This window comes from Microbacterium cucumeris (assembly GCF_058349845.2).
Genome location: NZ_JBYRIZ020000003.1, coordinates 316618 through 341948 on the forward strand (window position 1 = coordinate 316618; position 25331 = coordinate 341948).

A 25331-nucleotide genomic window follows, 5' to 3' on the forward strand; every position below is an offset into this window, starting at 1 on the left:
TTCGATTCTGGGGAGGCGCATGGGGAGCGCCGGAGATCGACATCGGCTGCTCACGGGGGTGTCGCGGTATGCAGCCGCGGCACCCTCACTGGGTTCAGGGCGCTTGTCCGACTCGCCGCGCACCGAGCGCAGCGGTGGCACGGACGCCGAGGTGGAGTACGAGGGTGGCCAGGAGCACGGCGCCCGCCACGAGCAGCAGCTCATCGACGCCGAGTCCCGCAGTCAAGGATGCTCCTCCGAGGCCGGCCCCGAGCGCGGAGCCCAGCGAGATGGCGCTGCCGTTGAGGGCCATGACGACGGCGACGGACTCGGGCGCGAGCGCGCCGAGACGCGCCTGCTGAGGCACGGCGAATCCGCCGTTGCCCACGGCGCACACGAAGAACCACGCGATCGCGGCGACGGCGCCCATCAGACCAGGAAGCAGCAGCCCCGCCCATCCGAGGACCGAGGCGGCGAGCAGTGCGAGGATGACGACGCTCAGCACGTTCTCCGGACGGAAGCGGTCCGAGAGCCGGCCTGTGAGCACGTTCCCCATCAGGCTGGCCAGTCCGTATCCGAACATGACCGCCACGAGCGCGAGGCCTCCGCCGACTCGTGGCCCGACGATGAGCGCCGCGTAGGTGAAGCACGCGTAACTGGCGCACATGACGCCCGTGCTGACGAGGAGGCCCCCGAGCAGCCGGGGCCTGCCGAGTGGACGAAGGGCGTCGCGCAGGCCGCTGCCGGTCCCTCTCAGCAGGGGCAGCTTGATCCGTATGCCGACGAGCGCGACGAGGCCGACGGCGGCGATCAGGAACAGGGGAGCACGCCAGTCCGTCTGGCCGATGACCAGCCCGACGGGCACTCCCAGCGCGGTCGCTGTGAGCCAGCCGCCCAGCACGAACGAGAGAGCGCGGCCTCGCCGGTGCACCGGCGTGCGGGCGATGACGTAGGCGCTGACCGCGGCGTTGAGCAGGCTCGCGCCCAGCGCGGAGATGACACGACCGGCCATGGCCCAGCCATAGGCAGGAGCCACGGCGACCAGGAGGTTCCCGGCGATGAACACGGCGAGCGAGAGGACGATGACGCGGCGCCGCTCCCAGCCGCCGGTGAGCGCGCCGAGCACGGGACCGGCGACGGCCGTGGTCAGCGCGAACACCGCCATCAGCTGGCCCGCCGCAGCGACGTCGACGCTCAGATCCGCCGCGATCGCCGGCAGCAGCCCCGCGAGCACATAACCGTCGATGCCCATGGAGAACGTGGCGACCGCCAGCCAGAGCAGGACGGGGACGCCGATCCCCTGGTCGTTCTCCTTCGCGTCGTCAGCCACGGCTTTAGGCACGTGCGGTCGCGTCCGCCGGAGCGGCCGCATCGATCAGCTCCGCCGCCCTTGCGAGCATCCGCCGGTAGTGGTCGGCGTCGTAGCTGTACGCGGTCAGGGTGAGCGTGCCGTCCTGATCGGCGAGCTCCTTCGCCGCGGCAGGCCCGTGCAGGTCGCGGACGGCCTGCAGCGCCCGATGATCGAGAAAGGCCTCGGCGACGACACGGTGCCGGATCGACTCCCACGGCACTCCCTCCGGTCCGGGGTAGACGAGGAACGCATCTCCGCCGGGGAAGCTCGCGTCCGCGCACGTGTCCCGGAAGGGGTCGATGCGCCGTCTCGAGAGACTGCTGTTGTAGAAGTTGAAACCCCAGTGCAGGAACCCGGCAGCTCCCGAGCAGAACAGCTGCGCGCCGAGCACGCGGCTGCGTGACGACGGCAACGAGATGAACCGGTTGGCGACCAGACGGTTCTGGGCGACGCAGTAATACAGCCACATCGGCGCGGCGCCCGCGGCGAGGAAGGGGCCCGCGTGGTCGTTGGCGACCACGGGAATCGGGATGAGACCGGATGCGTACAGCGAATAGTCGCTGATCGCATCGATCACCTGCCGGCCGGCGAGGAGGTCGGCGACGACGGCACGCGCCGCCGAGTAGGTCTCGACCTGCTGTTCCGTCGGCTCGTCGGAGATGTGGAAGAACACGCGATCCGCATCCCACTCCGCGTCGAGGACCTCGAGCAGCGCCGGCAGCAACTGCTCGAGCAGGGCGCGGTAACGGGGGTCGTCGGCCGCGATGTGCCACCCGAACCGGTGCTCCAGCCGGTCGCCCGTCTTCACGTAGATCGCTGGCGTCGCCTTCGCCCCCCACTGTGAGAAGAGGTGGGCGATCTCGAGGTAGCGGATGCCATGGCTGCGGCAGAGTGCGATCCACCGGCGCAGCAGACGGAAGTCGAACGCGTACCGCCCGTCGCCGGCATCGCTGATCCCCACGAGCTGCGTCGGTGTGCGCACGCCACCGACCTCGGTGTCCAGGGGTGGAGTCCATACCGGCGTCAGAACGGCGTTGATGCCGGCCCGGGCCGCGGAGCCCAGGAACCGATCGATGGCGGCCCAGTGCTGCTCGTCGAACACCTCGTATCCGTAGTGGTCGGCCAGGCCGTCGCAGTGGAACCACTCGGCATGCGGGATGTCCAGGTCCGGGAGGCCTGCCTCCGGAACGTGCAGGGCGAGGCTCGACGGGTCCGCGACAGCCTCCCCCGTGACCTCGGACAGCACCCGGACACCGATCTCGTGCCGGCCGCTCTCAGCCCCGGCCTCGATGCGCAGGTCGATCCAGGCGGCCCGCCACTGACCGGGGACCGGGGCGATCGTCGCTTCCGCGATGGGACGAAGGAGGTCGGGATAGAGGCCGGGGGCGGTGCGCAGGTAGTGGTCGTCCGCGTCCTCGAACGCCGGCAGCTCGACCGGGACGAGCTCCACGCTGCTGACGGCTGCGCGCACACCCTCGGGCAGCTGCAGCTCCAGCCGCACGCCTCCCAGTCGCACGGCATCCGCGAGGTACGGCGGAAGCACGGCGACCTGGAACGACGCGACCTCGCCGCGGAAGCCCACGAGCGGTATCGAGCGATCCAGCTCGCGCGGACGCGCGTCGGGGAACACCTTCTCGAGGGAGTCGCACAGGACGACGGACCATGCGGGGCGTTCGGATGTCATCGGCTCTCCTGGAGTCTTGTCGATCGGTCGCAGGCGTTCAGCCCTTGACGCTGCTGGATGTGACGCCCTCGACGAACTGGCGTTGAAGGATGAGGAAGAGGACGAGCGGGACGATGAACGACAGGGTCGCGCCCGCCATGACGAGCCCGTAGTCGGTCGCGAACCGGCCCTGCAGCTTCGCGACCGCGAGCGTCACCGTCTGCAGCTGGTCGTTGGTGATCGAGACGAGCGGCCAGAGGAAGTCGTTCCAGGTCGTGAGGAACGTGAAGACCGTGAGGGCGACGATGACCGGCCGCACGACCGGCAGGACGACCTCGAGGAAGATCCGGAACTCGCTCGCGCCGTCGATGCGCGCCGCCTCGATCATCTCGTCCGGGATCGACGTCATGAACTGGCGGATGAGGAACACGCCGAAGGCGTTGATCACCGGGAGGAAGAGCGACACCCAGGTATTCAGGAGGCCGATCTCGCGCATCATCGTGAAAAGCGGGATCAGGGTGACCTGGGCGGGGACCATCATGGTGGCCACATACAGCCAGAACAGTGCTTCCGACCCCGGGAACGGCTTCTTGGCGAACGCATAGGCCGCGAGCGAGCACACGATCGCGTTCACCACGCAGGCGAGGATCACGACGCCCAGACTCGTCAGCAGGGCGGCACCGAAACCGTTCTCGGTGAACAGGCGCACGTAGCTGGTGAGGTCGATCCTGTCGGGATCGATCGCGATCGTGATCGTGGTCGTGCGCTGGATCGACGTCACGGCCATGAACAGGAACGGGACGATGGCCAGCAGTGCGAAGGCCGAAAGGACGATCGCAGCGCCCGCATCGCCGAGGCGCTCCCAGGGGCCCTTCCGCGCGGTTCGGCGCGGTCCGGACGGTCGAGGGCGGGATGTCGTGACCGTGTAGGTGTCAGCGACCATTGCTCTTCACCACCTTGCGCTGGATGATGGCGATCGCGAGGATCAGCACGAACAGGATGATCGCCATGGCGCTGGCGTACCCCATCTGGAAGTTCTTGAACCCCGCTTGGAAGATCATCATGACGATCGTCGTCGTGGCGCCTCCCGGCCCGCCGCCCGTCATGACGTAGACGAGATCGAACACCTGGAACGACCAGATCGTTCCCAGGATGATCACGAGCAGCGTGACAGGACGCAGAGCGGGAATCGTGACGTGCCAGAGCTGCTGTCGACGAGAGGCGCCGTCCAGCGCGGAGGCCTCATACAGATCGGTCGGGACCTCCATGATTCCCGCGTAGTAGATCACCAGGAAGTAGCCGATGTTCTTCCACACGGTGACCAGCGCGACCACGAGCATCGCCAGGGTCGGGTCTCCGAGGAAGTTCGCCCGGTCGAAGCCGAGGACGTCGATCACGTTGTTGACGACGCCGTCGTTCGTGCCGAGGATGGTCCGCCAGACGACGGCGACGACGACCATCGACGACATCACGGGGATGAACAGGGCCGAGCGGACCACGGATCCGAACCTGTTGCGGAACCGCTTCGCGATCAGATCGGCCAGGACGAGCGCGATGATCGTCTGCAGCGGCACGGCGATGACCGTGTAGACCAGGGTGTTGACCAGCGAACGCAGGAACGCGTCATCGTCCAACAGCTTGAGGTAGTTGTCTGCGCCGATCCAGCTGGGGCTGCCGAGCACGGAGTACTTGGTGAAGCTGAAGTACAGCGACATCACGATCGGGATGATCACCACGAGCAGCAGGATCGCGAAGCTCGGGATGATGAAGGGGACTCCGCCGAAGGACTTCAGCGGAGATCGGCGCTTCGGGCGCACGTCTGTCATCGGTCTTCTCTCGTCTGTGGTGCGGGTCCGCCGCCGCGCGACGGACCCGCGTCCCGGATCACTGAGCTCCGGCCAGGGCCGCGTCTCCGGCGTCCGCAGCATCCTGCAGAGCCTGCTCAGGGGTCTTCTGCCCGAGCAGCATCTGCTGGAGGTTCTGGTACAGGGAGTTGTAGACCGCGGCCCCGCCGGCAGCGATCGGCAGCGAGTGAAGGACGTCGGCCTTGTCCTGGTACGCCTGGGCGAACGCCGAGCTCTCATCGGGTTCCTCATCCGTGGCGATCGGCGGATAGGCGACGATCTCGTCGTGGAAGACCGCCATCTGGTCGCCGTCGAGGATGTACTCCACGAGATCCGTGCACAACTGCTTGTCGGGGCACGCCTCGAGCATCACGAGAGCGTCGCTCGCGACGAACGTGCCCTCCTGCTCACCCTTCAGCGACGGGACGAACTCGGCGTTGATGTCGGTGCCCTCGAGTTCGGGGAGCGTTCCGTCGCTGCCGTACATGAACGCGGTCTCACCGCCGAGGAACGCGGCCTTGACCTCGTCGGTGCTGAGCCCCAACACCGTGTCCGGCATGTAGCCCTCGTCGAGCAGGGTCATGAGGTACTCGGCCGCCTCGAGCCCTTCGGGACTGTTGAACGCCGTCTTCGAGCCGTCCTCCGTGAGGATGTCGCCGCCTGCCTGCCACAGCAGCGGGAAGAAGGTGGAGTTCATCATGCCGCGGTCCGGCGCGCCCCACTCCTGGAGCAGCGGCGTGATCCCGGCGTCCACGAGCTTCTGGGAGTCTGCGAGGAAGTCGTCCCAGGTCTCCGGGAGCTCGGTGATCCCCGCCTGCGCCAGGAGGTCCATGTTCGCCCACAGGACGCGCATGCCGCCGACGACGAAGGGCATCGCGTACTGCTGCCCGTCGACCTGCCCCTGCGGCAGGTACAGCATCCGGTCCTGGACGTCGTCGGAGAGGTAGTCGTCGAAGGGCACCAGCGCACCGTTGGTGACGTAATCACCCATCATCTCGGTGTACATGTAGCCGACCGCAGGTCCCTCGCCGCTGGAGACCCCGGTGAGGTACTTCTCCTCGTAGCTCGCCCAGGGGATCAGCGTGACGTTGAGCTCCACGCCGTGCTCCTCCTCGAACGGCGCGAGGATCTTCTCCCACGTGGCCTTCTCATCATTGCTGCTGGCCGAGGCGAACGCGGTCGGAAGCCAGACCTCGAGCGAGTCGGCGTCCCCTCCCGCTCCGCTGCCGCATCCGGTCAGAGACAGGATCAATCCCGCCGTGACTGCGGCTGCACCGAGGGCAGTGTGCTGTGACTTCATCGTTTTCGCGCCAATCTCTCCGTCGAGTCGTCCTGGGGAATCTCTTGCACGGCCGGCGTCAGCGTCGGCGTGTTCTGACTATATACGAGTTTCTTGCATCATTTCGAGCAATATCAATCATTTTTTGCGGGCACACGTCGTCGTGCCCGAGGAGCGCTCCTCAGCGGGCGATCAGCACCTCGTAGCCGGCGGTCTCGAGGGCCGCACGGGTGTCGTCATCCAGTCCGGAATCCGTGATGACGGTCCGGAAGAGCTCGGCATCCCCGATGGCGGCGAAGGCCGAGTGACCGATCTTGCTCGAATCGGCGACGATGACCGCTCGGCGCGACCGCAGCGCCATGAGGCGGTTCACGGCGGCCTCGCGTTCGTCGTGGGTGCTGGCGCCGACCTCGGCATCCAATCCGTTGATCCCGATGAACGCGATGTCGAGTTGGATGCCGCTCAGCAGCTGCTCCACGAAGGGTCCGACGAGCTCGTAGCTGCGCGAGTGGATGACACCGCCGGTCACGACCACCTTGATGTCCGGACGCGTCGCCAGCTGTGCCGCGATGTTCACGGCGTTGGTCACGATCGTGAGCCCGTGCAGCGCGACGTCCTCGCTCGCCGCCAGGGCAGCGGCGATCGCCGTCGTGGTCGTTCCTCCGGACAGCCCGACGACGGAACCCGGTGCCACCAGCTCTCGGGCCGCCTGGGCGATCATCGCCTTCTCGTGGGTGCGCTGGTGGCTCTTGTATCGGATCGGGAGCTCGTACGCCACCGACTGCGCCACCGCACCCCCGTGAGTGCGGATGAGCAGACGCTGCTCCGCCAGGCTGTCGAGATCCCGCCGAGTGGTCGCCGGCGATGCGTCCAGCTGTTCGACGAGCTGGTCGACAGACACCTCCCCCTCCGCCGCCAGCAGATCGAGGATGGCGCTCAGCCGCGCCGCGCGCTTCATCTCGCGTCCTCGAGGGCGAACAGACGCAGCATCCTGGCAGCCTCGGCCGCGACGGCGTCGCGTCCCGGTGCGATGTATCTGCGGGAATCGACGAGATGCTCGTCCGCGGCGAGACGCTCGCGGACCGCGCGGGTGAAGAAGCCGTTCAGGTGAGTCGAGACGTTGATCTTCGTCATTCCGGCGCGCACGGCATCCACGATAACGGCATCGGGAACGCCGGACGATCCGTGCAGCACCAGGGGGACATCGAGGGCGCCGTGCAGCCGGCGGATGAGGTCGAGGTCCAGCACGGCGCGGCGATCGGTCATCGCGTGGGAGCTCCCCACCGCGACAGCCAGGGCGTCGACTCCGGTGGCCGCGACGAACGCCCGCGCCTGCGCCGGGTCCGTGCGGACTCCGGGCGCGTGCGCCCCGTCCTTTCCGCCGACCTCGCCCAGTTCTCCCTCGACGTGCACCCCGGCGGAGCGGGCGCGGGCGGCGACCTGAGCGGTGAGCGCCACGTTCTCGTCATAGGGCAGCGCTCCCCCGTCGAACATGACCGAGCCGAAGCCGAGGTCGATCGCCTCGTCGACCAGTTCCGGCCTCTCGGCGTGGTCGAGGTGGACCGCGACCGGCGTCTCCGCACGCCGCGCGATCGCGAGCGTCGCCAGACCGATCGGTTCCAGCCCTCCGTGATAAGCCGCGCAGTTCTGCGAGATCTGCAGGATGACGCCTATTCCCGCGCGGGCAGATGCCGCGACCAGCGCCTCGGCGGTCTCGAGGTGGATCACGTTGAACGCGCCGACCCCGCGACGGGCTGCGGCGGCGTCGGAGACGAGTTCACGGGCGGGGACGAGGGGCATGCGGAGTCCTTTGTACGGATCGGATGCCGGGAAACCGCTCCGCGCGCGAGAAACCGTCGCTGGGGCGGTTTCTCATACGGCCGGTGGTTTCTCGACGATGAAGGAGCGCTCGAGGTCCCGCCACCGCGGGGAGATCTCCCCGGCGAGCGGCATGAGCACGGCGGCGGCCGACCAGGCGGCGGCTCGGCGCAGGATGACCTCGGTGTCCCGGATACCGGCGTCCAGCAGACATGCTGCCGCGGCGACCGCCGCATCCCCGGCACCGGTGGGATTGCCGGCGAGCGGCGCGGGCAGCCGCGCGCGCCACTCCTCCGTCGAGGTGACGGCGCAGAGCCCCTGGGGACCGAGCGAGAGGAGCACCAGGCCGGCGCCGCGGCGCACGAGCTCGCGAGCCCCTTCGACCGGATCGACGATGCCGGTCGCCTCGACCACTTCGACGCGATTGGGCTTGAGGACGGCGGCTCCGGCATCCGCGGCCGCCAAGAGTCCGGGGCCGGAGGTGTCGACGATCACGTCGATGCCGTCCGCCGCGGCGATCAGAGCGGGCAGCAGATCCGTGGGAGCACCGGGCGGAAGACTCCCCGCGATGATGAGCGCGGAAGCCGCGGCCGCCTCCTCCCGCACGGCGGCGATCACCGCCGCCCATTCCGCGGGTGACGGGTTCACGCCCCGCTCGTTGACGATCGTGCTGTCGCCGAGTGTCCGGTCCACCCAGGCCGCGCTGCGGCGCGTCGGAGCGTCCACCGGGATCAGCCGATGCGGCACTCCGCTCGCCTCGAGATCCGTGCGCAGCTCATCTCCGGTCCGTCCGCCGGCCGTGGTGAGGGCGAGCACCGGTGCCCCCTGCGCGTGGGCGACGCGGGCGACGTTCAAACCCTTTCCCCCGGCGCGGGCGGCGCCGGTGTCCGCGCGGTGCGAACCGCCGATCTCCAGACGATCGACGACCCAGGTGAGATCCAGCGCCGGGTTCGGCGTGACGGTCAGGATCATGTCAGCTCCCTGGCACGCAGCGCCGCGCCGATCAGGCCCGCGTCGCCCTGCAGCTGCGCCGGGATCACCTCCGGCATGCGGTGGAAGCTCAGCCGTGCGGCGAGGCGCGTGCGCAGCTCGCCGAACAGCGCGTCGCCCGCGCGCGAGAGTCCGCCCCCGATGACGATCGCTCCGGGAGCGACGACCGCGGTGAGCTGGGCGAGCGAGAGCGTCAGGGCGTCCAGCGCCTCCTCCCACACACGTGCGGCAATGCGGTCTCCCGCCGCCGCACGCGCGATGACGGCCCGCGCGCCGTCGAGCGGCGTTCCGGACTCCGCGGCGTAGCGGCGGGCGATCGCTCCGGCCGAGGCCACGGCCTCCAGGCATCCCCGCGCCCCGCAGGCGCACTCCGGACCGTCGGCGATCGGCGCGTGACCGATCTCGCCCGCGTAGCCGCCCGCCGTGTAGGGCCGGCCGTCGATGAGGATCGCTCCCGCGATGCCGGTGCCGATGATGAGGAAGACGACGTTCGCGTGGCCGCGCGCGCCGCCGAGGCGGTGCTCGGCCCAGCCCGCCGTGCGCACGTCGTGGTCGAACGCGACCGGCAGACCGAACGACTCCTGCGCCAGGGATCGCAGCGGCGCGTCGCGCCAGCCGAGGTTGCTCGAGAACACGCCGGTCCCGGCATCCGCGTCGACGATGCCGGGCACCACGAACCCGAGCGCCTGCGGCACGACATGGGGATGCCGCGAGCGCAGGTCCTCGGCGAGGACGCCGAGCTCCCGGATCAGTCGCCGGGCTGGGTCCTGGCCGGAATGCGGGGTCGGCGTGCGGCGCAGCTCGAGCGCCGCCCCGTGCTCGTCGAACAGCGCCGATTTGATGTCCGTCCCTCCCACGTCGAACGCGAGCACGGGTGCGCCGGCCCCGATCGCGACGGAGGCCTCGGCGGACGACGCGGAGGTGCTCACGCGTCCAGGATGACCGAACGGGTGAGGTTGCGGGGCTGATCCGGATCGAGGCCCCGGGCGAGGGCGCGCTCCAGGGCGACGCGATGCAGCCGGGCGAGGTCCGCCATCGGATCGATGTCCTGCTGCACGAACCGCCCGCCGGTCGCCCGCACCTGTTCCGCGAGACCGTCGGGGGCGCTGCCGAACTGCCACGTGATGCGACCGGGGGCCGCGATCGCGATCGGGCCATGACGGTAGTCCATCGACGGGTAGGACTCGGTCCAGCTCTGCGAGGACTCGCGCAGCTTCAGTGCGGCCTCGTGCGCCAGGCCGATGGTCCACCCGCGCCCGAGGAACGTGTACTGCTCGGCATCGGTGAGTGAGAGGTCGGGCTCCGCGGCCAGCACGGTCGCCGCATCGGCGATCGCGGCGCCGAGGTCTTCTCCGAGCGACGCGCGGAACAGGGCGAGCGCCGTCGTCGCGAAACGGGTCTGCACGACGGATTCCTCGTCCGCGAAGGGCAGCAGCACCGCATCGTCCGCGAGGTCGACCAGCGGCGAGGCCGGGTCGCCGATCACCCCGATCACGGGGATGCGGCCCCTCACGCGTTCGGTGAGCTCGAGCACCTCCGTCGTCGTGCCCGAGCGGGTCAGGGCGACGATCGCGTCGTAACCGCGGTCCACGAAGGCCTCGGATGCCGCGAAGGCATCGGTCTCGCCGGCACCCGCGGTCTCCCGCAGCGCCGCGTAGGACTGGGCGATGAACCAGCTCGTGCCGCATCCGACAACCGCGACCCGAGCACCGGAGCCCGGCAGCCGCTTCTGCTCGTCGCGCAGGTCAGCCGCGCGTGCCCAGGTCTCGGGCTGCGAGAGGAGTTCGGCGCGCATGTGCGCGCCGGCCGGCGTTTCGGTCATCGAGGAGCTCCTTCGAAAGAATGCGCAGTTGTGATTGTTTCTGCTGAATTAGATCATAGAGTAGCGGGAGGAGCTCAGAGAGGAGCACCATGCACGGAGGATCGACGCACCAGCGCCAGGGTCTCAGTGAGCCGGGCGAGTGCTTCTCGGGTCGGAGGCAGGCCACCGGCGCGCAGGGCGAGCAGCCCCGCCCCCACGACGCCGTCCTCCACGGGGATCACATCGAGACGGTCCGCCGAACCGCCCAGCCGACCGGTGAAGGCGTCGCGCACCGGACCGGAGCGGAACAGCACGCCACCGCCGACGACCAGCGGTCCCGGCTCGGTCAGCACTGCCAGCAGCGACTCGGCGAGACGCTCGCCCGCGCGGCGCAGGATGCCCGCGGCCACCGGGTCCTCGACGCAGCGGAACGCCAGCGGCGCGAGCGATGCCAATTCGATCGGCGGCAGGGCATACAGGGCGGAGACGAGTTCTTCGAGCTCCGGCGGCCTCGCCGCTCCGGGTCGGGGCTGCGGATCGATGCCGAGATGATCCAGAACCGCGCGCGTCAGGGCGGTCATGCGGCCGACGCCGTCCAGGTCCCGGATCGCCGCCTCGGCGACGCGCTGCCCGATCCAGAATCCGCTGCCCCGATCGCCCAGCAGCCAGCCGAGGCCGTCGGCCGTCGCCTCGATGCGCCCCTCGGCGACCCGGATCGCGCACGCGCCCGTCCCCGACACCACCGCGTAGCCGTTTCCGGACGCCGTGGCGCTGAAGTACGTCGCGAGCAGGTCGGACTCGAACACCACCCGCCCGGTGAACCCGGCGGCGCTCAGCTCCGCCTGGAGCGACTCGGCTCCCGCGCCGGATGCCGGTTGCCCCGCCACGGCGGCGGCGATCACGGACACCTCGCTCAGCGCACGGCCCGCGGATACCGTCGCCGCGCCGACCGCCTCGAGCACCGCGCCGACGGCGCTCGGGCGCCCCGCAGAGACCGGATTCCCGCGTCCCGCGACGCCGTATCCGACGCATCGTCCGTCCAGCGTCGTGACCACGGCCCTGGTCGCCGTCCCACCGGCGTCCACTCCGATCGCCAGCATGTCGTGACCCATATGTTATGCGTCCTAACTTGACCTTGGTCGGCGGTGAGAATAGTTTTCACCCCAGCAGGAACTTTCAACGGCGAGTTCTGGAGGCAATGGTGCCACGCAGCCTGAGCGCCGACAACGGCGCGATCATCGGCCGCATCGCCGCGCGCCGGCGCGGCATGCCCGTGGCGCTGTCGAGGATCGCGGATCTGGTCAGCGCAGAGCCGACCGCCGCCGTGGAACTGAGCATCACCGAGCTCGCCGAACGGGCCGGCAGCTCGCCCGCGAGCGTCACGCGTTTCTGCCGCTCACTCGGCTTCGACGGGTACACGCAGTTCCGCGTCGCGATCGCGACCGAGCTGGGGCGCGGCAGTGCCGAGCAGACCTGGCGCACCGACATCGGCGCGGAGTTCGCGCCCGACGATTCGCCCGAGAAGATCCTGCGCACCCTCCTGAGCGCGCACGTGCGCGGGCTGGAGACGACCGCGGAGGGCATCGACCTGGAGGCCGTCCGCCGGGCCGCGCACGCGGTCACGGCCAGCCGGCACGTCGACATCTACGGGCTCGGCGGCAGCGCCGGCATCGCCGAGGAGTTCCAGCGCCGTCTGCACCGGATCGGGATCAGTTCGCACGCCTGGTCGGACGTCCACGACGGGCTGGCCAGTGCGGTGCTCCAGGACGAGAGCTCGGTCGCGATCGGGGTGTCCAGCACCGGCCAGACCACCGAGACGGTCCAGATGCTCGACCAGGCCGGTGCCGTCGGCGCGTTCACCGTCGCCATCACGCACGACGATGAGAGCTGGATCGCGGACGTCGCCGAGGTGTCGATCACGACGGCCGCACCGGTGGGCTATCTGCGCCCGGACGACATGTCGGTCAAGCACGCGCAGCTGTTCGTGATCGACCTGCTCTACCTCTTCATCGCGCAGCGGATGTTCGATCCGGCCGCCAAGCGGCTCGCCGCGACGGCCATGGCGGTGTCGGGTCATCGACGCCCTCGCACAGCGCCTCGGCCGGATGAGACCCGGGAGGCCGTCGGATGACCGCGACGCCGTCCGACCTGTTCCGCGAGGCGCACGAGCGCCTGGCCCGCCTCACCGCGGATGCCGAGGCCGGCGCCCACGACGCCGCGATCGACCTGCTGGTCGCCTGCGTCGACGCCGGCGGCGTGATCCACGCTTTCGGGACCGGGCATTCCGAGGCGTTCGCCATGGAGATCTCCGGCCGCGCCGGCGGGCTGATCCCGACCAACCGCTTCGCACTCCGCGACCTCGTGATGCACGGCGATCGCGAGGCGGAGGTGCTCACCGGCGCCCTGGAACGAGAACCGTGGGTGGTGGACGAGCTCATGGCGACGGTCCCGGTCGGCGAGGACGACGTGTTCCTGATCGCCTCGAACTCCGGCGTGAACGGGTCGATCGTCGGGACGGCCCTGTGGGCGAAGGAACGCGGGCACGACGTCATCGCGGTGACCAGCCTGGAGCACACCAGGCGCGTGCAGCCGAAGCATCCGTCCGGCAAGCGGCTCAGCGAGATCGCGGACGTCGTGATCGACAACCTCGCCCCTTACGGCGACACGACGCTCGAACTAGCCGACGGCATCGGCGCCGGAGCGATCTCGTCGATCACCGCCGCGTACATCGCGCAGCTGCTCACGCTCGGCGTGGCGGGCCGGATCGTCGCCCGCGGGGACACCCCGCCGATGTACATCTCCGCGAACATCCCGGGCGGGGACGAGCACAACTCCGCCCTCGAGGACCGCTATCTCGGACGCATCCGGCGCGGAGCCTGACCGCTGAGAACCCGAAAGAACCCCCTACGAAAGGTACGAAGATGGAACTCACCGAATCCTCCATCAGCCGCCGCACCCTGTTGCGCGGCGCGGCAGCGACGGCGCTGCTGCTGCCCTTTGGGCTGTCCCTCGCATCCTGCGCCGCACCGGGCGGCGGAGGGGGAGGCGGCGGTCCCGCCGGCGAGGTGACGTCTGACAACCCGTTCGGCGTCGCGGCCAACACGACCGTCGACGCGGTCATCTTCGACGGCGGGTACGGCGTCGACTACGTCGAGAACGCGGCCGAGATCATGTCGGGGAACAAGGGTCTCGACGGCGTCACCGTCAAGGTCTCCGCCTCCACCAAGATCGCTCAGGAGCTGCAGCCGCGCTTCGTCGGCGGCAACCCGCCCGACCTGGTCGACAACTCCGGCGCCAACTCGATCGGCTGGAACACGATCCTCGACCAGCTCGAGGACCTCAGCGACGTGCTCGAGGCCGACAACCTGGAAGGGCAGAAGATCGCCGACACGCTGTTCGACGGCGTCAAGGCCCCGGGTACCTTCGGGGACAAGTTCGCCGCCCTCAACTACGTGTTCACCACGTACGGCGTCTGGTACTCCGGCAGCCTGTTCGAGGAGAACGGCTGGGAGCCGCCGCAGACCTGGCAGGACCTGAAGCCCCTCGGCGAGGCCGCCAAGGCGAAGGGCAAGTACCTGTTCCTGTGGGGCAAGGAGGCGGCGACGTACTACCAGACGTTCGTCGTCGACTCCGCAGTCATCCAGTCCGGTGACGACGTGCGCCTTCCGCTGGAGAACCTGGAGGAGGGCTGCTGGTCGCACCCGACACTGCAGTCGATCCTGACGATCCTGCACGAGCTGATCCAGTCCGGCTACGTCAAGCCCGGCGGCGGCGGCACGCAGTTCACGCAGGCACAGGCCCAGTGGAGCCTCGACCAGGAGGCGCTGCTGTACCCGTCCGGGTCGTGGATCGAGAACGAGATGAAGAAGACCACGGCCGAGAACTTCCAGATGAAGGGCGTCCGCGAGATGCCGCTCGACGGCAACGCCACGACGCCTGCCGGATTCATGCGGGCCGAGGCCGGCGAGCCGTTCATCGTCCCCTCCAAGGCGAAGAACGTCGCGGGCGGCAAGGAGCTGCTGCGCACGATGCTCTCGAAGGAAGCGGCGTCGGCCTTCTCGAAGTCGAAGCTCGCCCCGACCGTCGTCAAGGACATCGTCCCCGAGGACGGCTTCGGCTCCACGGCGCTGGTGTCGCAGGTGGAGATGATCGCGGCCGCCGGAACCGGCATGTTCACGATCAAGTCCTTCAACCTCTACGGCATGAACTCCGACCAGCTGCCGATCTGGAACTCGTTCCTCGACGGCAAGATGACGGTCGCCGAGATCACGTCGCAGCTGCAGGCGCTGACCGACAAGATCCGCGAGGACGACTCCATCGAGAAGATCGAGATCAAATGAGCCTCAGCGCTCCTCCTCTCGACACGGCTCCTGACACCAGGGCCGTCGTCACCACCCGCACGGGGCGCCGCAAGGCGCCCCGTGCGGGCCTGCGCAGGAGGATGACCTTCGACTACGTCTCGTTCCTGCTGGTCTTCCTCGGGCTGCCGGTGGCGATCTTCCTGGTCTTCGTCATCTCGCCGTTCGTCCAGGCCGTGTACTACGCCATGACGAACTGGACGGGCTTCTCGCCGACCATGGACTTCATCGGCGTCGACAACTTCGTGAAGCTGTTCCAGGACCCGACATTCCTGCAGGCCATGGGCAACAACATGCTGCTGGCGATCGTCGTGCCGCTGATCACCATCGTGATCGCCCTGATCTTCGCGAGCATGATCACCGTCGGCGGGCCGAGCCACGGCCAGGTGCGGGGGCTGCGGGGGTCGAGCTTCTACCGGGTCGTCTCGTTCTTCCCGTACGTCATCCCCGCGATCGTGATCGCGATCCTCTGGAACATGATCTACACGCCCAGCGGTCTGCTGAACGGCCTGCTCGGCGCGGTCGGGGTCGACACGAACGGCTTCGCCTGGCTCGGCGACGAGCGCACCGCGATGGGCGCGACCATCTTCGTCATCGTCTGGAGCATGGTCGGCTTCTACATGGTGCTCTTCATCGCCGCGATCAAGGGCATCCCCGCCGAGACCCTCGAGGCCGCGCGGATCGACGGAGCCGGACGCTTCCGGACGGTGACCTCGATCGTCCTCCCGCAGATCCGGGACAACGTGCAGACGGCGTACATCTACCTCGGCATCCTCGCCCTGGACGCCTTCGTGTACATGGCCGGCCTCAACTCCACCGGCGGCCCGGGCAACAGCACTCTGGTGATGAGCCAGTACCTGTTCCGCACCGCCTTCGAGAAGGGCCAGTTCGGCCTGGCCAGCGCCATGGGCGTGGTCTTGGCCGTCATCACCCTGCTGTTCGCCGCGATCGTGATCGGCGTGTTCCGCCTCATCGGCGGCAAGGACGAAGGAGGTCGCTCATGACGCTCGACACACGTGCGGCGGTCACGATCGACCCCGCGGCGAAGAGCCGGCCGACGACACCGAAGTCCACGACCGGCGACAAGGCCGTGGGCGGTGCGTCCCACGTCGTCCTGGCCGTCTGGTCTCTCGCCGTGATCCTGCCGATGCTGTGGACGTTCATCGGCTCCTTCAAGACCACGACGGAGATCTTCGCCTCCCCGTTCGGCCTGCCGGCGAACTGGAACTTCGACAACTACATCAACGCCTGGGTGGGCAACAACTTCGGCGGGATGTTCCTCAACACCGTCATCGTCGTCGGCGTCTCGCTCGTGCTCGTGATGGTGCTCGGGGCGATGTGCGCTTACGTGCTCGCCCGGTTCTCGGTGCCCGGCAGCCGGGTCATCTACTACCTGATGCTCGCCGGACTCACCTTCCCGGTGTTCCTGGCGATCGTGCCGTTGTTCTTCATCCTGCAGAACATGGGGCTGCTCAACACCCTTCCCGGCCTGATCGTCACCTATGTGGCGTTCGCGCTGCCGTTCACCGTGTTCTTCCTGTTCTCGTTCTTCAAGTCCCTGCCCTACGAGATCCAGGAGGCCGCATACGTGGACGGGGCCAGCGAATGGCGCACGTTCTTCCAGGTGATGCTGCCGATGGCGAAGCCGGGGATGGCGGCCGTGGCGATCATGAACTTCCTGGGACTGTGGAATCAGTTCCTGCTGCCGATCTCGCTGAACACGGACCAGAGCAAGTACGTCCTCTCCCAGGGCATGGCGTCCTACGCCTCGTCGGCGGGCTACGCGCTCGACTTCGGCGAGATGTTCGCGGCCGTGATCATCACGATCGTCCCGGTCCTGATCGTGTACATCCTGTTCCAGCGCCAGCTGCAGGGCTCGGTGTCGCAGGGCACATCGAAGTGACCGGCGATGCGGGTCCCGGAACGCGCTCGGCGATCCGGGACCCGCATCACGCCGGGGCCGTCACCCGATAGGTGATCCCGATGTGGCCGCTCGGGTGCGATATCGCCCTGGCGAGCTCGAGCCGCCGCCGTCCCAGTGCGGCCGGGGTGAACGAGCGCCCTTCGCCGATGAGCACAGGCACGACGCGAAGGCGCAGCTCGTCGACCAGGTCGAGCTCGAACAGCGCGTCGGTCAGAGCGAGGCTGCCCCAGACGACGATCCGGTCGCAGCGCTTCTTGAGGTCGGTGACCGCGTCCCCCGCGTCGCCCGCGCCATCAACCCCTCCCGCGGAGCCCGGGTCGACAGGCGCTCCTCAGCGCCCTTCGGCCGCCTCGGTGTGGTGGCGGATGACCTCGGCGACGACGAAGTTGAACCACTTCTCCGCGAACTCGGGATCGAGGTGCGCCTCCTCGGCGAGGGCGCGCAGCCGGGCGACCTGCTGCTCCTCACGCGACGGGTCCGAGGGCGGCATGGCGTGCTGCGCCTTGAGCAGCCCGACCTGCTGTGTGGCACGGAAGCGCTCGGCGAGCATGAAGATGAGGGCGGCGTCGATGTTGTCGATGCTGGCGCGCAGGCGCAGCAGTTCGCTCCGGGCGGCGTCGTCGTTCATGCCCCCACGATAGCGTTCCGCTCCGTGCCGGCCGGCGGGCGCCCTCTAGAGTGAACGCATGAGCACCGACGACACCGCGTCCGCGGCATCCGATCCCGTCGACGCGCCCGAGCCCGTCGTGACCGGCGAACGTCCCCGCAAGCGCCGCCGTCGGGCCGAGCGGCCGGAACCGGAGCCCGAGCCGGAGCTGACCGCCCGGCCCGTCGTCGAGCCGGCGCCCTCGACGCGCTCGTTCTGGACCCGCATCGACAGGCCCTTCGTGTTCGGCTTCCTCGTGACGCTCGGCGGCCTCGCCGCGATCGCCCTGGGACTGGCGATCTCGAACCTCTCGACGGTCCTCATCTACATCGCCCTCGCGCTGTTCGCCGCTCTCGGTCTCGATCCGGCGGTGCGGTTCCTCGAGCGGCACCGGATGCCGCGGCCGTGGGCCCTCGTCACGGTGCTCGTGTCGCTGCTCGTGCTGCTGGGCCTGGTCATCTGGGCGGTCGTGCCGGTCGTCGTCGAACAGATCGCGAGCTTCATCCGCGACGTCCCGGCCATGATCGCGGACTTCCAGAAGAGCGACGTGTACGCGACCCTCGAGGCGCAGTTCGGTGACAACTTCGAGGACCTCGTCGCGGACGTCCAGGCGTTCCTCACGAACCCGAGCAACATCGCCGCCATCGGCGGCGGCGCCCTGCAGGTGGGCGCATCCATCGCGAACGGCATCTCCGGCGCGATCATCGTGCTCGTGCTGATCATCTACTTCGTCGCGACGCTGCCGAGCATCAAGCAGGCGATGCTGCGCCTCATCCCGGCACGGGACCGCACCAACACCGAGATCATCACCGATCAGATCACGGACTCGGTCGGCGGCTACGTCATGGGCATGGTCACGCTGGCGTTCATCAACTCGCTCGTGGTGCTGCTGCTGTACTCCGTGCTCGGACTGCCGTTCCCGCTGCTGCTGGCCGTCACCGCGTTCCTGATCACCCTGATCCCGCTGGTCGGATCGGTGCTGTTCTGGATGATCGGATCGGTCATCGCGCTGTTCACGGACCCGATCCTGGCGCTCGTGTTCGCCGCGATCTACCTCGTCTACATGCAGTTCGAGGCGTACTTCCTCACTCCGCGCGTGATGAGCAGGGCCGTGTCGGTCCCTGGTTCCCTCGTCGTGATCGGCGCGATGGTCGGGGGGACGCTGCTGGGACTGCTCGGCGCCCTGGTCGCCGTTCCCGTCACGGCATCCATCCTCATCATCATCAAGAAGGTGTGGGTGCCGCGTCAGGACGCGCGCGTCTGACGCGAGCCTCGCACAGATACGAGGCCCCGGGAGTCCGTCGACTCCCGGGGCCTCGTCGGTTCACGCTGCTTCAGTCGAGCCCGGCCTCCTCGAGCCACTGCGACGCGATGTCGTCGGGCGACATCTGCTCCTCGGTGCTCTGCACGCCGAGCGCGACCAGATCCTCGGCGCTCAGCTCGGCGCTGACCGCGTTGATGACATCGGCGATCTCCTCCGCGACGTCCGCCGACGCGATCGGCACGACGTTCGAGGCGAGGATCAGGTTCTCCGGGTCCTCGAGCGCGACGATGTCCTCGGTCTGGAACGCGGGCGCCGCCGTGTAGATGTCCGCGACCTGGATCTCACCGGCCAGCAGGGACTCCAGCGTCGTCTCGCCCGTGGCCGAGAACTGCAGGTCCACGCCGTAGACCTCCTTGGCGCCTGCCGGTCCGTACGGCCGCTGCTCCAGCTCGGGAGCCCCGCCGAGCGTCACCGGTGCGGTGACCTTTGCGAGGTCGCCGATCGTGGTGAGGCCGTTCGCCTCGGCGAACTCCTTCGTGACGGTGTAGGTGTCCTGGTCGCTGGCCTCGGCGTAGTCCAGCGCGGTGAGTCCCTCGGGGAGCGCCTCCGTCAGGGCGGCGTAGACGTCTTCAGGACTCGTCGCGGTCGCCTCCGGGTCGTAGAACTCGAGCAGGTTCCCGGTGTACTCCGGGAACAGGTCGACGGCACCGGACTCGAGCTCGGGGATGTAGGCGTCGCGCTGCCCGATGTTGAACTTGCGGTCGACGGTGAAGCCCTCGGCCTCCAGCGCCTGGGCGTAGATCTCGGCGACGATCTCGTTCGAGTAGTAGGCCTGCGAGCCGACGACGATCGTGTCGCCGCCTGCTCCCCCGCCCTCGTCGGTCGGTTCTTCGAGCGGGTTGGAGTTCGAGCATCCGGCCAGGACGAGCGACGCGGCGAGCGCCGCGACGCCGCCGAGCGCGATGCGAGACTTTCGTGCGGTGAACATGGTGTTCCTCTCTGGGTTTCTGGCTTCAGGCGGTGGCGGATGCCGCGGCGCGAGCCCGGCGTCCGGTTCGGGCGGTCTGCTGGACGCGGATGCCGGCCGGCACCGCCGCGTGCTGCGCGAGGGCCATCAGCAGGTCGGCGATGAGGGCGAGGAGCGCGACGAGGATCGCGCCTCCGAGCACCTGGTCGAATCGCTGCAGCGGGATGCCCTGGATGATCGGCCAGCCGAGTCCGCCGAGGTTGACGTACGCGGCGATGGTGACCGTGGCGATGACCTGGAGCAGCGCGGCACGGATGCCGCCGACAAGAAGAGGCATGCCGAGCGGCACCTCGACCTTCCAGAACACCTGCCAGGCGGTCATGCCCATCGCCCGCGCCGCGTCGACGGTGCGCCGATCGATCGCCTCGAGGCCGGTGTACGCGCCGGCCAGCAGCGACGGGATGGCGAGCACTACGAAGGTGATGACCGCCGCCTCCGGGACGCGCAGGACGCCGAGCAGCAGGACGAGCAGGATCATCAACCCGAAGGACGGGATCGCACGCGCGGCGCCGGAGATCGCGACCGCGATCTCGCGCCCCCGGCCGGTGTGCCCGATGATCCAGCCGGCCGGGACCGCGATCGCCGCCGCGATGAGCAGCGAGACGATCGTGTAGTACAGGTGCTGCCCGAGCAGGATCGGCAGGGAGTACGGCCCCTCCAGCCGCTCGGGGGAGAACAGCCAGGCCAGCGCGTCCGCGAACAGGTTCATGCGGCCGACCTCATCGGCATCGTGACGCGGCGCGTCGAGGCGACGGCGCGCGTCCACGGCATCAGCATGCGTCCTGCGAGTACGAGGAGCAGGTCGATGATGAGGGCGATCAGCACGACGGCGAGGATCCCGGCGAACACCTCGGCGATGATGCGCCGCTGCAGGCCGTTGGTGAACAGGTAGCCGAGGTTCTCGACGCCGATCAGGATCCCGACCGTGGCCAGCGATATGGTGCTGACGGCCGTCACCCGCAACCCGGCCAGGATGACGGGGCCCGCGAGCGGGACGTCGACCGTCCAGAATCGACGGGCGCCGCCGAAGCCCATCGCCGTGGCCGCCTGCCGCACGGCGGCGTCCACCGAGTCCAGGCCGTCGGCGACCGACCGGACGAGGATCGCGACGGCGTAGATCGTCAGCGCGACGATGAGGTTGGGCGGGCTGGTCGCCGAGTATCCGAGCGACGCGGGCAGCAGGATCAGGAGCGCCAGGGACGGGATCGTGTAGAGCAGCCCGGTGAGCACGATGACCGGGCCGCGCACGAGGCGGTACCGCCACGCCACCCACCCCAGCGGCAACGACAGCACCAGCCCGAGCACGATCGGGATGATGCTCTGCCGCAGGTGTTCGACGCTCAGCGCGAGGATGAGGTCGAGGTTGTCGAGGACCCAGGTCATATGCCGTCCTCGATCAGCGCGCCCTGAGTCCGCCCCTCCGAATCGACGACGACGGTGCCGCGGCTCGTCTTCTTGAGATGCAGTGCGCGCCTGCCCCGCTCAGCGCCGATGAAGGCCGAGACGAAGTCGTCCGCAGGGTTCTCGATGATCTCGCTCGGGGTGCCCACCTGGACGATCCGCGCGCCCTTGTCGAGGATGACCACCTGATCGCCGAGCAGGAACGCCTCGTCGATGTCGTGCGTCACGAACACGACGGTCTTGTCGAGCTCCTGCTGCAGCCGGATGAGCTCCTGCTGCAGGTCGGCGCGCACGATGGGGTCGACGGCGCCGAACGGCTCGTCCATGAGCAGGATGTTCGGGTCGGCCGCGAGCCCGCGGGCGACACCGACGCGCTGCTGCTGACCGCCGGAGAGCTGACTCGGGTAGCGGTCGGCCAGCGCACGGTCGAGGCCGACGGTGTCGAGCAGCTCGAGCGCGCGCTCGCGCGCCGGCTTCCTGGCGACGCCCGTGAGCCGCAGCACGGTGGCGACGTTGTCGATCACGGTGAAGTGCGGCATCAGGCCGGAGTTCTGCATGACGTACCCGATGCGGCGGCGCAGGGCCACCGGGTCGCCGTCCAGCACGCTGTCGCCATCGATCTCGACGTCGCCGGAGGTCGGCTCGACCATCCGGTTGATCATGCGCAGCAGCGTCGTCTTGCCGCATCCTGAGGAGCCGACGAAGACCGTCGTCCTGCGGGAGGGCAGCACGAGGCTGAAGTCCTCGACGGCGAGGGTGCCGTCGGGGAAGCGCTTGGACACGGAACGGAACTCGATCATGCGGTGATGTCTCCGGTCGTTCGGATCAGGTTCTGAGCGTAGGGGACGCCGCCGACACCCGGAAGGCGGGTTCGTCGGCGCGTCATGATGTGGTCCATCCGTGCGTGAATCCCCTCACCTGTCACTTCACCTTCGGAGCCGGCGCACGATCGGATGGATCCCGCGCAGCTTCTCAGGCCGCCTGGCGTCCGTATCCTTCGAGCAGACGGAGCCAGATCTCGCTGACCGTCGGGTAGGCCGGAACCGCGTGCCACAGCCGCGAGATCGGGATCTCCCCGGCCACCGCGATCGTCGCGGCATGCAGCAGCTCGGCGACGTCGGGGCCGGTGAACGTGACGCCGAGGATCACGTCCCGCTCGGCATCCACCACCATCCGGGCCTGCCCGCGGTAGCCGTCCTCATGAAGGCTCGCACCGGCGACGCGACCCAGGTCGTGGTCGACGACGTCGATCTCGAACCCGGCGTCGCGGGCGGCCTGGGCTGTCAGGCCCACGGCGGCGACCTCGGGTGCGGAGAAGACGACCTGCGGGACGGTCCGGTGATCGGCGGTTGCGACGTGACGACCCCAGGCGTCGTCGCGGACGTCCTCGCCGCGTGCTCGGGCGGCGATGACATCGCCCGCCGCGCGAGCCTGGTACTTCCCTTGGTGGGTGAGCAGCACCCGCCCGTTGACGTCTCCGACGGCGTAGAGCCAGTCGTTGCCGGGAACCCGAAGGGTGTCGTCCACGTCGATGTACCGTCCCGGTTCGAGCCCGACGTTCTCCAGCCCGATGTCCCCGCTGCGGGGGCGCCGGCCGGTGGCGGCGAGGACCTCGGCCGCCGCGATCTGCTCTCCATCGTCGAGGGTGATCGTGACCCCGTGGTCGTCGCGGTCGACGCGCTTCGTCCCGGTCCTCGTGCGCACGTCGACCCCCAGTTCACGCAGGCCGACCGTCACCTGCTCGCCGGCGAACGGTTCGAGCGCGCCGAGGATCTCGCCGCGCGCGATCACGGTCACGCGCGATCCGAGCGATGCGTAGGCGGTCGCCATCTCGACCGCGACCACTCCGCCGCCGATGATCGCGAGGGACTCCGGCACCTCCTGCGCACTTGTCGCCTCCCGGCTCGTCCACGGCTTCGACTCCGCGAGACCGGGGATGCCGGGGATCACGGCGTCGGTGCCGGTGCTTATGGCGACGGCGTGCCTGGCCCGAAGCACGCGGGTGCCGCCGTCCGCATCGGTGACCGTGACCTCGCGTTCGCCCGTGATACGTCCGTGCCCGCGGGCCAGGTCGATCCCGGCCGACTCGAGCCAGTCGACCTGCCCGGCATCCGACCAGTCGCTCGTGAACGCGTTGCGCCGCGCGAGGACGGCCGCGGCATCCAGTGTTCCCGTCACCGCCTCGGCCGCGCCCGCGACGTGCTGCGCCGCGCGCAGCGCCTGCCCGGAGCGCAGCAGGGCCTTCGACGGCATGCAGGCCCAGTACGAGCATTCACCGCCGACGAGCTCGCTCTCCACGATGATCGCGGTCAGTCCGCCCTGCACCGCCCTGTCCGCCACGTTCTCGCCCACGGGGCCCGCGCCCACGACGATGAGGTCGTACTCGTCTGTCATCCGCTGCACCTTCCTCAGTCTTGCCGATGTGCAACGCCGAGTCACGGGAATTGTTCCTGGCGGCGCGTTCGCGATTCCTCATGGCGGGTCCGCGATCGACGCGGGCCCCGCATGATCACGCGGGTCGATGCGCCTCCGCGCTCAATCCGCGACCTCCTCGGATGTCGGGACCTCGCCTGCCGGGGGCCTCACCCGAGGCGCGAGCAGAGCGGCCGCGGCCGCGAGTCCTCCGGCCAGCGCGAACACCGCCGTGAACGGATCGAGCAGCGCCGCCGCGGATGTGAACACGGTGCCGGTGATCGCGAGGGCCAGGGCGCTTCCGAACGAGTCGGCGACCGTCATGGCCGAACTGTTGAAGCCCTGCGTCTTCGGTGTCGACATCGCCAGTGTCAGCGCGCTGGTCCTCGGGCTCATCAGGCCCATGCCGAGCCCTGCCACGACCCACGCGACCGCGATCACGGCGGCATGAAGCGCCAGTGCTGCGGTCAGGAGCACGAGGGCGACGCCGATGAGCACGAAGATCGTCCCGGCGCGGACCGCCGCCACGCTCGACAGGCGCGCCCCCCAGCGCCCCTGCACCGTCGCGGCGGCGGACCAGGCCAGAGCGCCGCCGGTGAGCGCGAGCCCGGCGAGGGTGGGCGTCAGCGCGTACCGATCCGTCAGAAGGTAGGGCAGGTACACCTGCGCGCCGAAGAAGGCCGCCGCCGCGATTCCCCGGACCAGGATGACGGACGGCAGACCGCGCCTGGCCCTCAGGGTGCCGCGCGGGACCAGCGGGCGGACGGCGATCAGAGCGATCGCCGCGGCGAGGAACGCCAGCGCGGGTCCGGCGCCGGGGATGTCGCCGAGCAGGTTCAGTCCGAGCACGGCGATCGCGGCGAGCACCGACCAGCCCAGGCGTCCGATGGCCCACGGCGTCGCCGGGTCTCCCCCGCCGGACAGGCCGCGCAGGGCCGGAATGACCATCAGCAGCGCTGCGAGGACCAGGACCACCACGCCGAGGAAGACCCACGGCCAGCCCCAGAGCTCCGCCACCAGACCCGCGATGGTCGGGCCGACGAGCGAGGGGATCACCCAGGCCGCGGCGAACCCGGCGAAGATCGCGGGGTGGAGCTCCTGCGGGTACACACGGGCGACGACGACGTAGAGCGCGACCATCAGGCCTCCGCTGCCGAGTCCCTGGGCGAACCGCCCGGCGACGAGAACTTCCATGCTCGGCGCGAGCCCCGCGACGAGCAGGCCGAGGACGAAGACGGTCACGGCGGTGTAGAGCGGCGCCACGGGGCCGCGGCGATCCGACCAGTTGCCGACCACGACCATGCCGATCACACCCGTCGCGAGCGGTCCGGCGAAGGCGAGCGCGTACAGCCGCTCCCCGTCGAGATCCGCGCTGACGGCCGGCATGACGGTCGTGACCGCCAGCGACTCGAAGGCCCCGAGGAACACCAGGGCGCACGCGCCGATCGTGATCCACAGATGGGTGCCGCTGAGGATGCCCGGCGAAGAGGCCGCGTTCGTCGGCGTCGTGTCTGTTCTCGATGTCATGATGAGGACGCTAGGACCTCAAGGTGACTTGAGGTCAAGCGACGGGA

At 69.3% G+C, this 25331-nt stretch carries 24 protein-coding genes and 1 pseudogene; 6 read left to right on the forward strand and 19 right to left on the reverse strand.

Annotated elements, in window-relative coordinates:
• Nucleotides 1-94: 94 nt before the first annotated feature.
• The 11 genes from AC3RXZ_RS10610 to AC3RXZ_RS10660 form a co-directional block, all read right to left on the reverse strand.
• Nucleotides 95-1309, reverse strand: coding sequence for an MFS transporter (locus AC3RXZ_RS10610; RefSeq protein ID WP_491493995.1), 1215 nt, complete (start codon nucleotides 1307-1309; stop codon nucleotides 95-97).
• Nucleotides 1310-1313: 4 nt separating this feature from the next.
• A complete protein-coding gene (locus AC3RXZ_RS10615) occupies nucleotides 1314-3014 on the reverse strand; it encodes a DUF4091 domain-containing protein (protein WP_491493996.1) in 1701 nt (566 codons plus the stop codon).
• A 37-nt stretch (nucleotides 3015-3051) separates the two neighbouring features.
• Nucleotides 3052-3936, reverse strand: a complete 885-nt coding sequence (locus tag AC3RXZ_RS10620; protein ID WP_491493997.1) for a carbohydrate ABC transporter permease — start codon at nucleotides 3934-3936, stop codon at nucleotides 3052-3054.
• Nucleotides 3926-4819 (reverse strand): carbohydrate ABC transporter permease, encoded by an 894-nt coding sequence (locus tag AC3RXZ_RS10625; RefSeq protein WP_243228658.1) that lies wholly within the window; start codon nucleotides 4817-4819, stop codon nucleotides 3926-3928. Before AC3RXZ_RS10625 ends, AC3RXZ_RS10620 begins: the two co-directional genes overlap by 11 nt.
• Before the next feature lie 58 nt (nucleotides 4820-4877).
• The gene (locus AC3RXZ_RS10630; RefSeq protein ID WP_491493998.1) at nucleotides 4878-6137 is read right to left on the reverse strand and encodes an ABC transporter substrate-binding protein; all 1260 of its coding nucleotides are present in this window, start codon (nucleotides 6135-6137) and stop codon (nucleotides 4878-4880) included.
• 160 nt (nucleotides 6138-6297) lie between these two features.
• Complete coding sequence (locus AC3RXZ_RS10635; RefSeq protein ID WP_243228654.1) at nucleotides 6298-7074, reverse strand: DeoR/GlpR family DNA-binding transcription regulator; 777 nt, start codon at nucleotides 7072-7074, stop codon at nucleotides 6298-6300.
• Nucleotides 7071-7916 carry a class II fructose-bisphosphate aldolase gene (locus AC3RXZ_RS10640; protein WP_491493999.1) on the reverse strand — a complete coding sequence of 282 codons (846 nt, stop codon included), beginning with the start codon at nucleotides 7914-7916 and terminating at the stop codon, nucleotides 7071-7073. The genes AC3RXZ_RS10635 and AC3RXZ_RS10640 overlap by 4 nt, the downstream gene beginning before the upstream one ends.
• A 72-nt stretch (nucleotides 7917-7988) precedes the next feature.
• Nucleotides 7989-8906: a 1-phosphofructokinase family hexose kinase gene (locus AC3RXZ_RS10645; RefSeq protein WP_491494000.1), complete on the reverse strand. Its 918-nt coding sequence runs from the start codon at nucleotides 8904-8906 to the stop codon at nucleotides 7989-7991.
• Complete coding sequence (locus AC3RXZ_RS10650; RefSeq protein ID WP_491494001.1) at nucleotides 8903-9853, reverse strand: ROK family protein; 951 nt, start codon at nucleotides 9851-9853, stop codon at nucleotides 8903-8905. The genes AC3RXZ_RS10645 and AC3RXZ_RS10650 overlap by 4 nt, the downstream gene beginning before the upstream one ends.
• Nucleotides 9850-10746 (reverse strand): SIS domain-containing protein, encoded by an 897-nt coding sequence (locus tag AC3RXZ_RS10655; RefSeq protein ID WP_243228647.1) that lies wholly within the window; start codon nucleotides 10744-10746, stop codon nucleotides 9850-9852. Before AC3RXZ_RS10655 ends, AC3RXZ_RS10650 begins: the two co-directional genes overlap by 4 nt.
• A 74-nt stretch (nucleotides 10747-10820) precedes the next feature.
• A complete protein-coding gene (locus AC3RXZ_RS10660; protein WP_491494002.1) occupies nucleotides 10821-11825 on the reverse strand; it encodes an N-acetylglucosamine kinase in 1005 nt (334 codons plus the stop codon).
• Nucleotides 11826-11926: 101 nt separating this feature from the next.
• On the opposite strand from AC3RXZ_RS10660, the gene AC3RXZ_RS10665 reads away from it, so the two are divergent.
• The 5 genes from AC3RXZ_RS10665 to AC3RXZ_RS10685 are packed head-to-tail and all read left to right on the forward strand — an operon-like array spanning nucleotide 11927 to nucleotide 16986.
• Nucleotides 11927-12856 carry a MurR/RpiR family transcriptional regulator gene (locus AC3RXZ_RS10665; RefSeq protein WP_243228644.1) on the forward strand — a complete coding sequence of 310 codons (930 nt, stop codon included), beginning with the start codon at nucleotides 11927-11929 and terminating at the stop codon, nucleotides 12854-12856.
• Complete coding sequence (locus tag AC3RXZ_RS10670) at nucleotides 12853-13605, forward strand: sugar isomerase domain-containing protein (protein WP_491494003.1); 753 nt, start codon at nucleotides 12853-12855, stop codon at nucleotides 13603-13605. The genes AC3RXZ_RS10665 and AC3RXZ_RS10670 overlap by 4 nt, the downstream gene beginning before the upstream one ends.
• A gap of 41 nt (nucleotides 13606-13646) precedes the next feature.
• Complete coding sequence (gene ngcE, locus AC3RXZ_RS10675) at nucleotides 13647-15065, forward strand: N-acetylglucosamine/diacetylchitobiose ABC transporter substrate-binding protein (protein WP_491494004.1); 1419 nt, start codon at nucleotides 13647-13649, stop codon at nucleotides 15063-15065.
• Complete coding sequence (locus AC3RXZ_RS10680; RefSeq protein ID WP_491494005.1) at nucleotides 15062-16087, forward strand: carbohydrate ABC transporter permease; 1026 nt, start codon at nucleotides 15062-15064, stop codon at nucleotides 16085-16087. Before ngcE ends, AC3RXZ_RS10680 begins: the two co-directional genes overlap by 4 nt.
• Nucleotides 16084-16986, forward strand: a complete 903-nt coding sequence (locus AC3RXZ_RS10685) for a carbohydrate ABC transporter permease (RefSeq protein ID WP_243228638.1) — start codon at nucleotides 16084-16086, stop codon at nucleotides 16984-16986. Before AC3RXZ_RS10680 ends, AC3RXZ_RS10685 begins: the two co-directional genes overlap by 4 nt.
• A gap of 46 nt (nucleotides 16987-17032) precedes the next feature.
• Here AC3RXZ_RS10685 and AC3RXZ_RS10690 read toward each other — a convergent pair.
• Nucleotides 17033-17272: pseudogene (locus AC3RXZ_RS10690) on the reverse strand (dihydrofolate reductase family protein); the annotation flags it as partial.
• 66 nt (nucleotides 17273-17338) lie between these two features.
• A complete protein-coding gene (locus AC3RXZ_RS10695; protein ID WP_243228634.1) occupies nucleotides 17339-17635 on the reverse strand; it encodes a chorismate mutase in 297 nt (98 codons plus the stop codon).
• Between the two features lie 58 nt (nucleotides 17636-17693).
• Here AC3RXZ_RS10695 and AC3RXZ_RS10700 point away from each other — a divergent pair, with 58 nt between their 5' ends.
• Entirely contained in the window at nucleotides 17694-18917 is a 1224-nt protein-coding gene (locus tag AC3RXZ_RS10700) for an AI-2E family transporter (protein WP_491494006.1), read from the forward strand.
• Nucleotides 18918-18987: 70 nt separating this feature from the next.
• On the opposite strand, the gene AC3RXZ_RS10705 is transcribed toward AC3RXZ_RS10700, so the two are convergent.
• The 6 genes from AC3RXZ_RS10705 to AC3RXZ_RS10730 all read right to left on the reverse strand — a co-directional run bounded on the left by AC3RXZ_RS10705 (nucleotide 18988) and on the right by AC3RXZ_RS10730 (nucleotide 25284).
• Nucleotides 18988-19905 (reverse strand): ABC transporter substrate-binding protein, encoded by a 918-nt coding sequence (locus tag AC3RXZ_RS10705; protein WP_491494007.1) that lies wholly within the window; start codon nucleotides 19903-19905, stop codon nucleotides 18988-18990.
• A gap of 25 nt (nucleotides 19906-19930) precedes the next feature.
• Nucleotides 19931-20653 (reverse strand): ABC transporter permease, encoded by a 723-nt coding sequence (locus tag AC3RXZ_RS10710; protein ID WP_243229204.1) that lies wholly within the window; start codon nucleotides 20651-20653, stop codon nucleotides 19931-19933.
• A complete protein-coding gene (locus AC3RXZ_RS10715; protein WP_243228628.1) occupies nucleotides 20650-21327 on the reverse strand; it encodes an ABC transporter permease in 678 nt (225 codons plus the stop codon). The genes AC3RXZ_RS10710 and AC3RXZ_RS10715 overlap by 4 nt, the downstream gene beginning before the upstream one ends.
• Nucleotides 21324-22145 carry an ABC transporter ATP-binding protein gene (locus tag AC3RXZ_RS10720; RefSeq protein ID WP_243228627.1) on the reverse strand — a complete coding sequence of 274 codons (822 nt, stop codon included), beginning with the start codon at nucleotides 22143-22145 and terminating at the stop codon, nucleotides 21324-21326. The genes AC3RXZ_RS10715 and AC3RXZ_RS10720 overlap by 4 nt, the downstream gene beginning before the upstream one ends.
• Before the next feature lie 172 nt (nucleotides 22146-22317).
• Nucleotides 22318-23739, reverse strand: a complete 1422-nt coding sequence (locus AC3RXZ_RS10725) for a dihydrolipoyl dehydrogenase family protein (RefSeq protein ID WP_491494008.1) — start codon at nucleotides 23737-23739, stop codon at nucleotides 22318-22320.
• 141 nt (nucleotides 23740-23880) lie between these two features.
• A complete protein-coding gene (locus AC3RXZ_RS10730; protein WP_491494009.1) occupies nucleotides 23881-25284 on the reverse strand; it encodes an MFS transporter in 1404 nt (467 codons plus the stop codon).
• Between the last annotated feature and the right edge of the window lie 47 nt (nucleotides 25285-25331).

What these genes read in the sequence shown, in the direction of transcription:
- AC3RXZ_RS10730 (WP_491494009.1), bottom strand. Translation starts at nt 25,284, where the DNA reads ATGACATCGAGAACAGACACGACGCCGACGAACGCGGCCTCTTCGCCG.
- AC3RXZ_RS10620 (WP_491493997.1), bottom strand. Translation starts at nt 3,936, where the DNA reads ATGGTCGCTGACACCTACACGGTCACGACATCCCGCCCTCGACCGTCC.
- AC3RXZ_RS10695 (WP_243228634.1), bottom strand. Translation starts at nt 17,635, where the DNA reads ATGAACGACGACGCCGCCCGGAGCGAACTGCTGCGCCTGCGCGCCAGC.
- AC3RXZ_RS10720 (WP_243228627.1), bottom strand. Translation starts at nt 22,145, where the DNA reads ATGATCGAGTTCCGTTCCGTGTCCAAGCGCTTCCCCGACGGCACCCTC.
- AC3RXZ_RS10700 (WP_491494006.1), top strand. Translation starts at nt 17,694, where the DNA reads ATGAGCACCGACGACACCGCGTCCGCGGCATCCGATCCCGTCGACGCG.
- AC3RXZ_RS10710 (WP_243229204.1), bottom strand. Translation starts at nt 20,653, where the DNA reads ATGAACCTGTTCGCGGACGCGCTGGCCTGGCTGTTCTCCCCCGAGCGG.
- AC3RXZ_RS10680 (WP_491494005.1), top strand. Translation starts at nt 15,062, where the DNA reads ATGAGCCTCAGCGCTCCTCCTCTCGACACGGCTCCTGACACCAGGGCC.
- AC3RXZ_RS10670 (WP_491494003.1), top strand. Translation starts at nt 12,853, where the DNA reads ATGACCGCGACGCCGTCCGACCTGTTCCGCGAGGCGCACGAGCGCCTG.
- AC3RXZ_RS10635 (WP_243228654.1), bottom strand. Translation starts at nt 7,074, where the DNA reads ATGAAGCGCGCGGCGCGGCTGAGCGCCATCCTCGATCTGCTGGCGGCG.
- ngcE (WP_491494004.1), top strand. Translation starts at nt 13,647, where the DNA reads ATGGAACTCACCGAATCCTCCATCAGCCGCCGCACCCTGTTGCGCGGC.
- AC3RXZ_RS10645 (WP_491494000.1), bottom strand. Translation starts at nt 8,906, where the DNA reads ATGATCCTGACCGTCACGCCGAACCCGGCGCTGGATCTCACCTGGGTC.
- AC3RXZ_RS10655 (WP_243228647.1), bottom strand. Translation starts at nt 10,746, where the DNA reads ATGACCGAAACGCCGGCCGGCGCGCACATGCGCGCCGAACTCCTCTCG.
- AC3RXZ_RS10725 (WP_491494008.1), bottom strand. Translation starts at nt 23,739, where the DNA reads ATGACAGACGAGTACGACCTCATCGTCGTGGGCGCGGGCCCCGTGGGC.
- AC3RXZ_RS10615 (WP_491493996.1), bottom strand. Translation starts at nt 3,014, where the DNA reads ATGACATCCGAACGCCCCGCATGGTCCGTCGTCCTGTGCGACTCCCTC.
- AC3RXZ_RS10630 (WP_491493998.1), bottom strand. Translation starts at nt 6,137, where the DNA reads ATGAAGTCACAGCACACTGCCCTCGGTGCAGCCGCAGTCACGGCGGGA.
- AC3RXZ_RS10705 (WP_491494007.1), bottom strand. Translation starts at nt 19,905, where the DNA reads ATGTTCACCGCACGAAAGTCTCGCATCGCGCTCGGCGGCGTCGCGGCG.
- AC3RXZ_RS10640 (WP_491493999.1), bottom strand. Translation starts at nt 7,916, where the DNA reads ATGCCCCTCGTCCCCGCCCGTGAACTCGTCTCCGACGCCGCCGCAGCC.
- AC3RXZ_RS10660 (WP_491494002.1), bottom strand. Translation starts at nt 11,825, where the DNA reads ATGCTGGCGATCGGAGTGGACGCCGGTGGGACGGCGACCAGGGCCGTG.
- AC3RXZ_RS10625 (WP_243228658.1), bottom strand. Translation starts at nt 4,819, where the DNA reads ATGACAGACGTGCGCCCGAAGCGCCGATCTCCGCTGAAGTCCTTCGGC.
- AC3RXZ_RS10715 (WP_243228628.1), bottom strand. Translation starts at nt 21,327, where the DNA reads ATGACCTGGGTCCTCGACAACCTCGACCTCATCCTCGCGCTGAGCGTC.
- AC3RXZ_RS10685 (WP_243228638.1), top strand. Translation starts at nt 16,084, where the DNA reads ATGACGCTCGACACACGTGCGGCGGTCACGATCGACCCCGCGGCGAAG.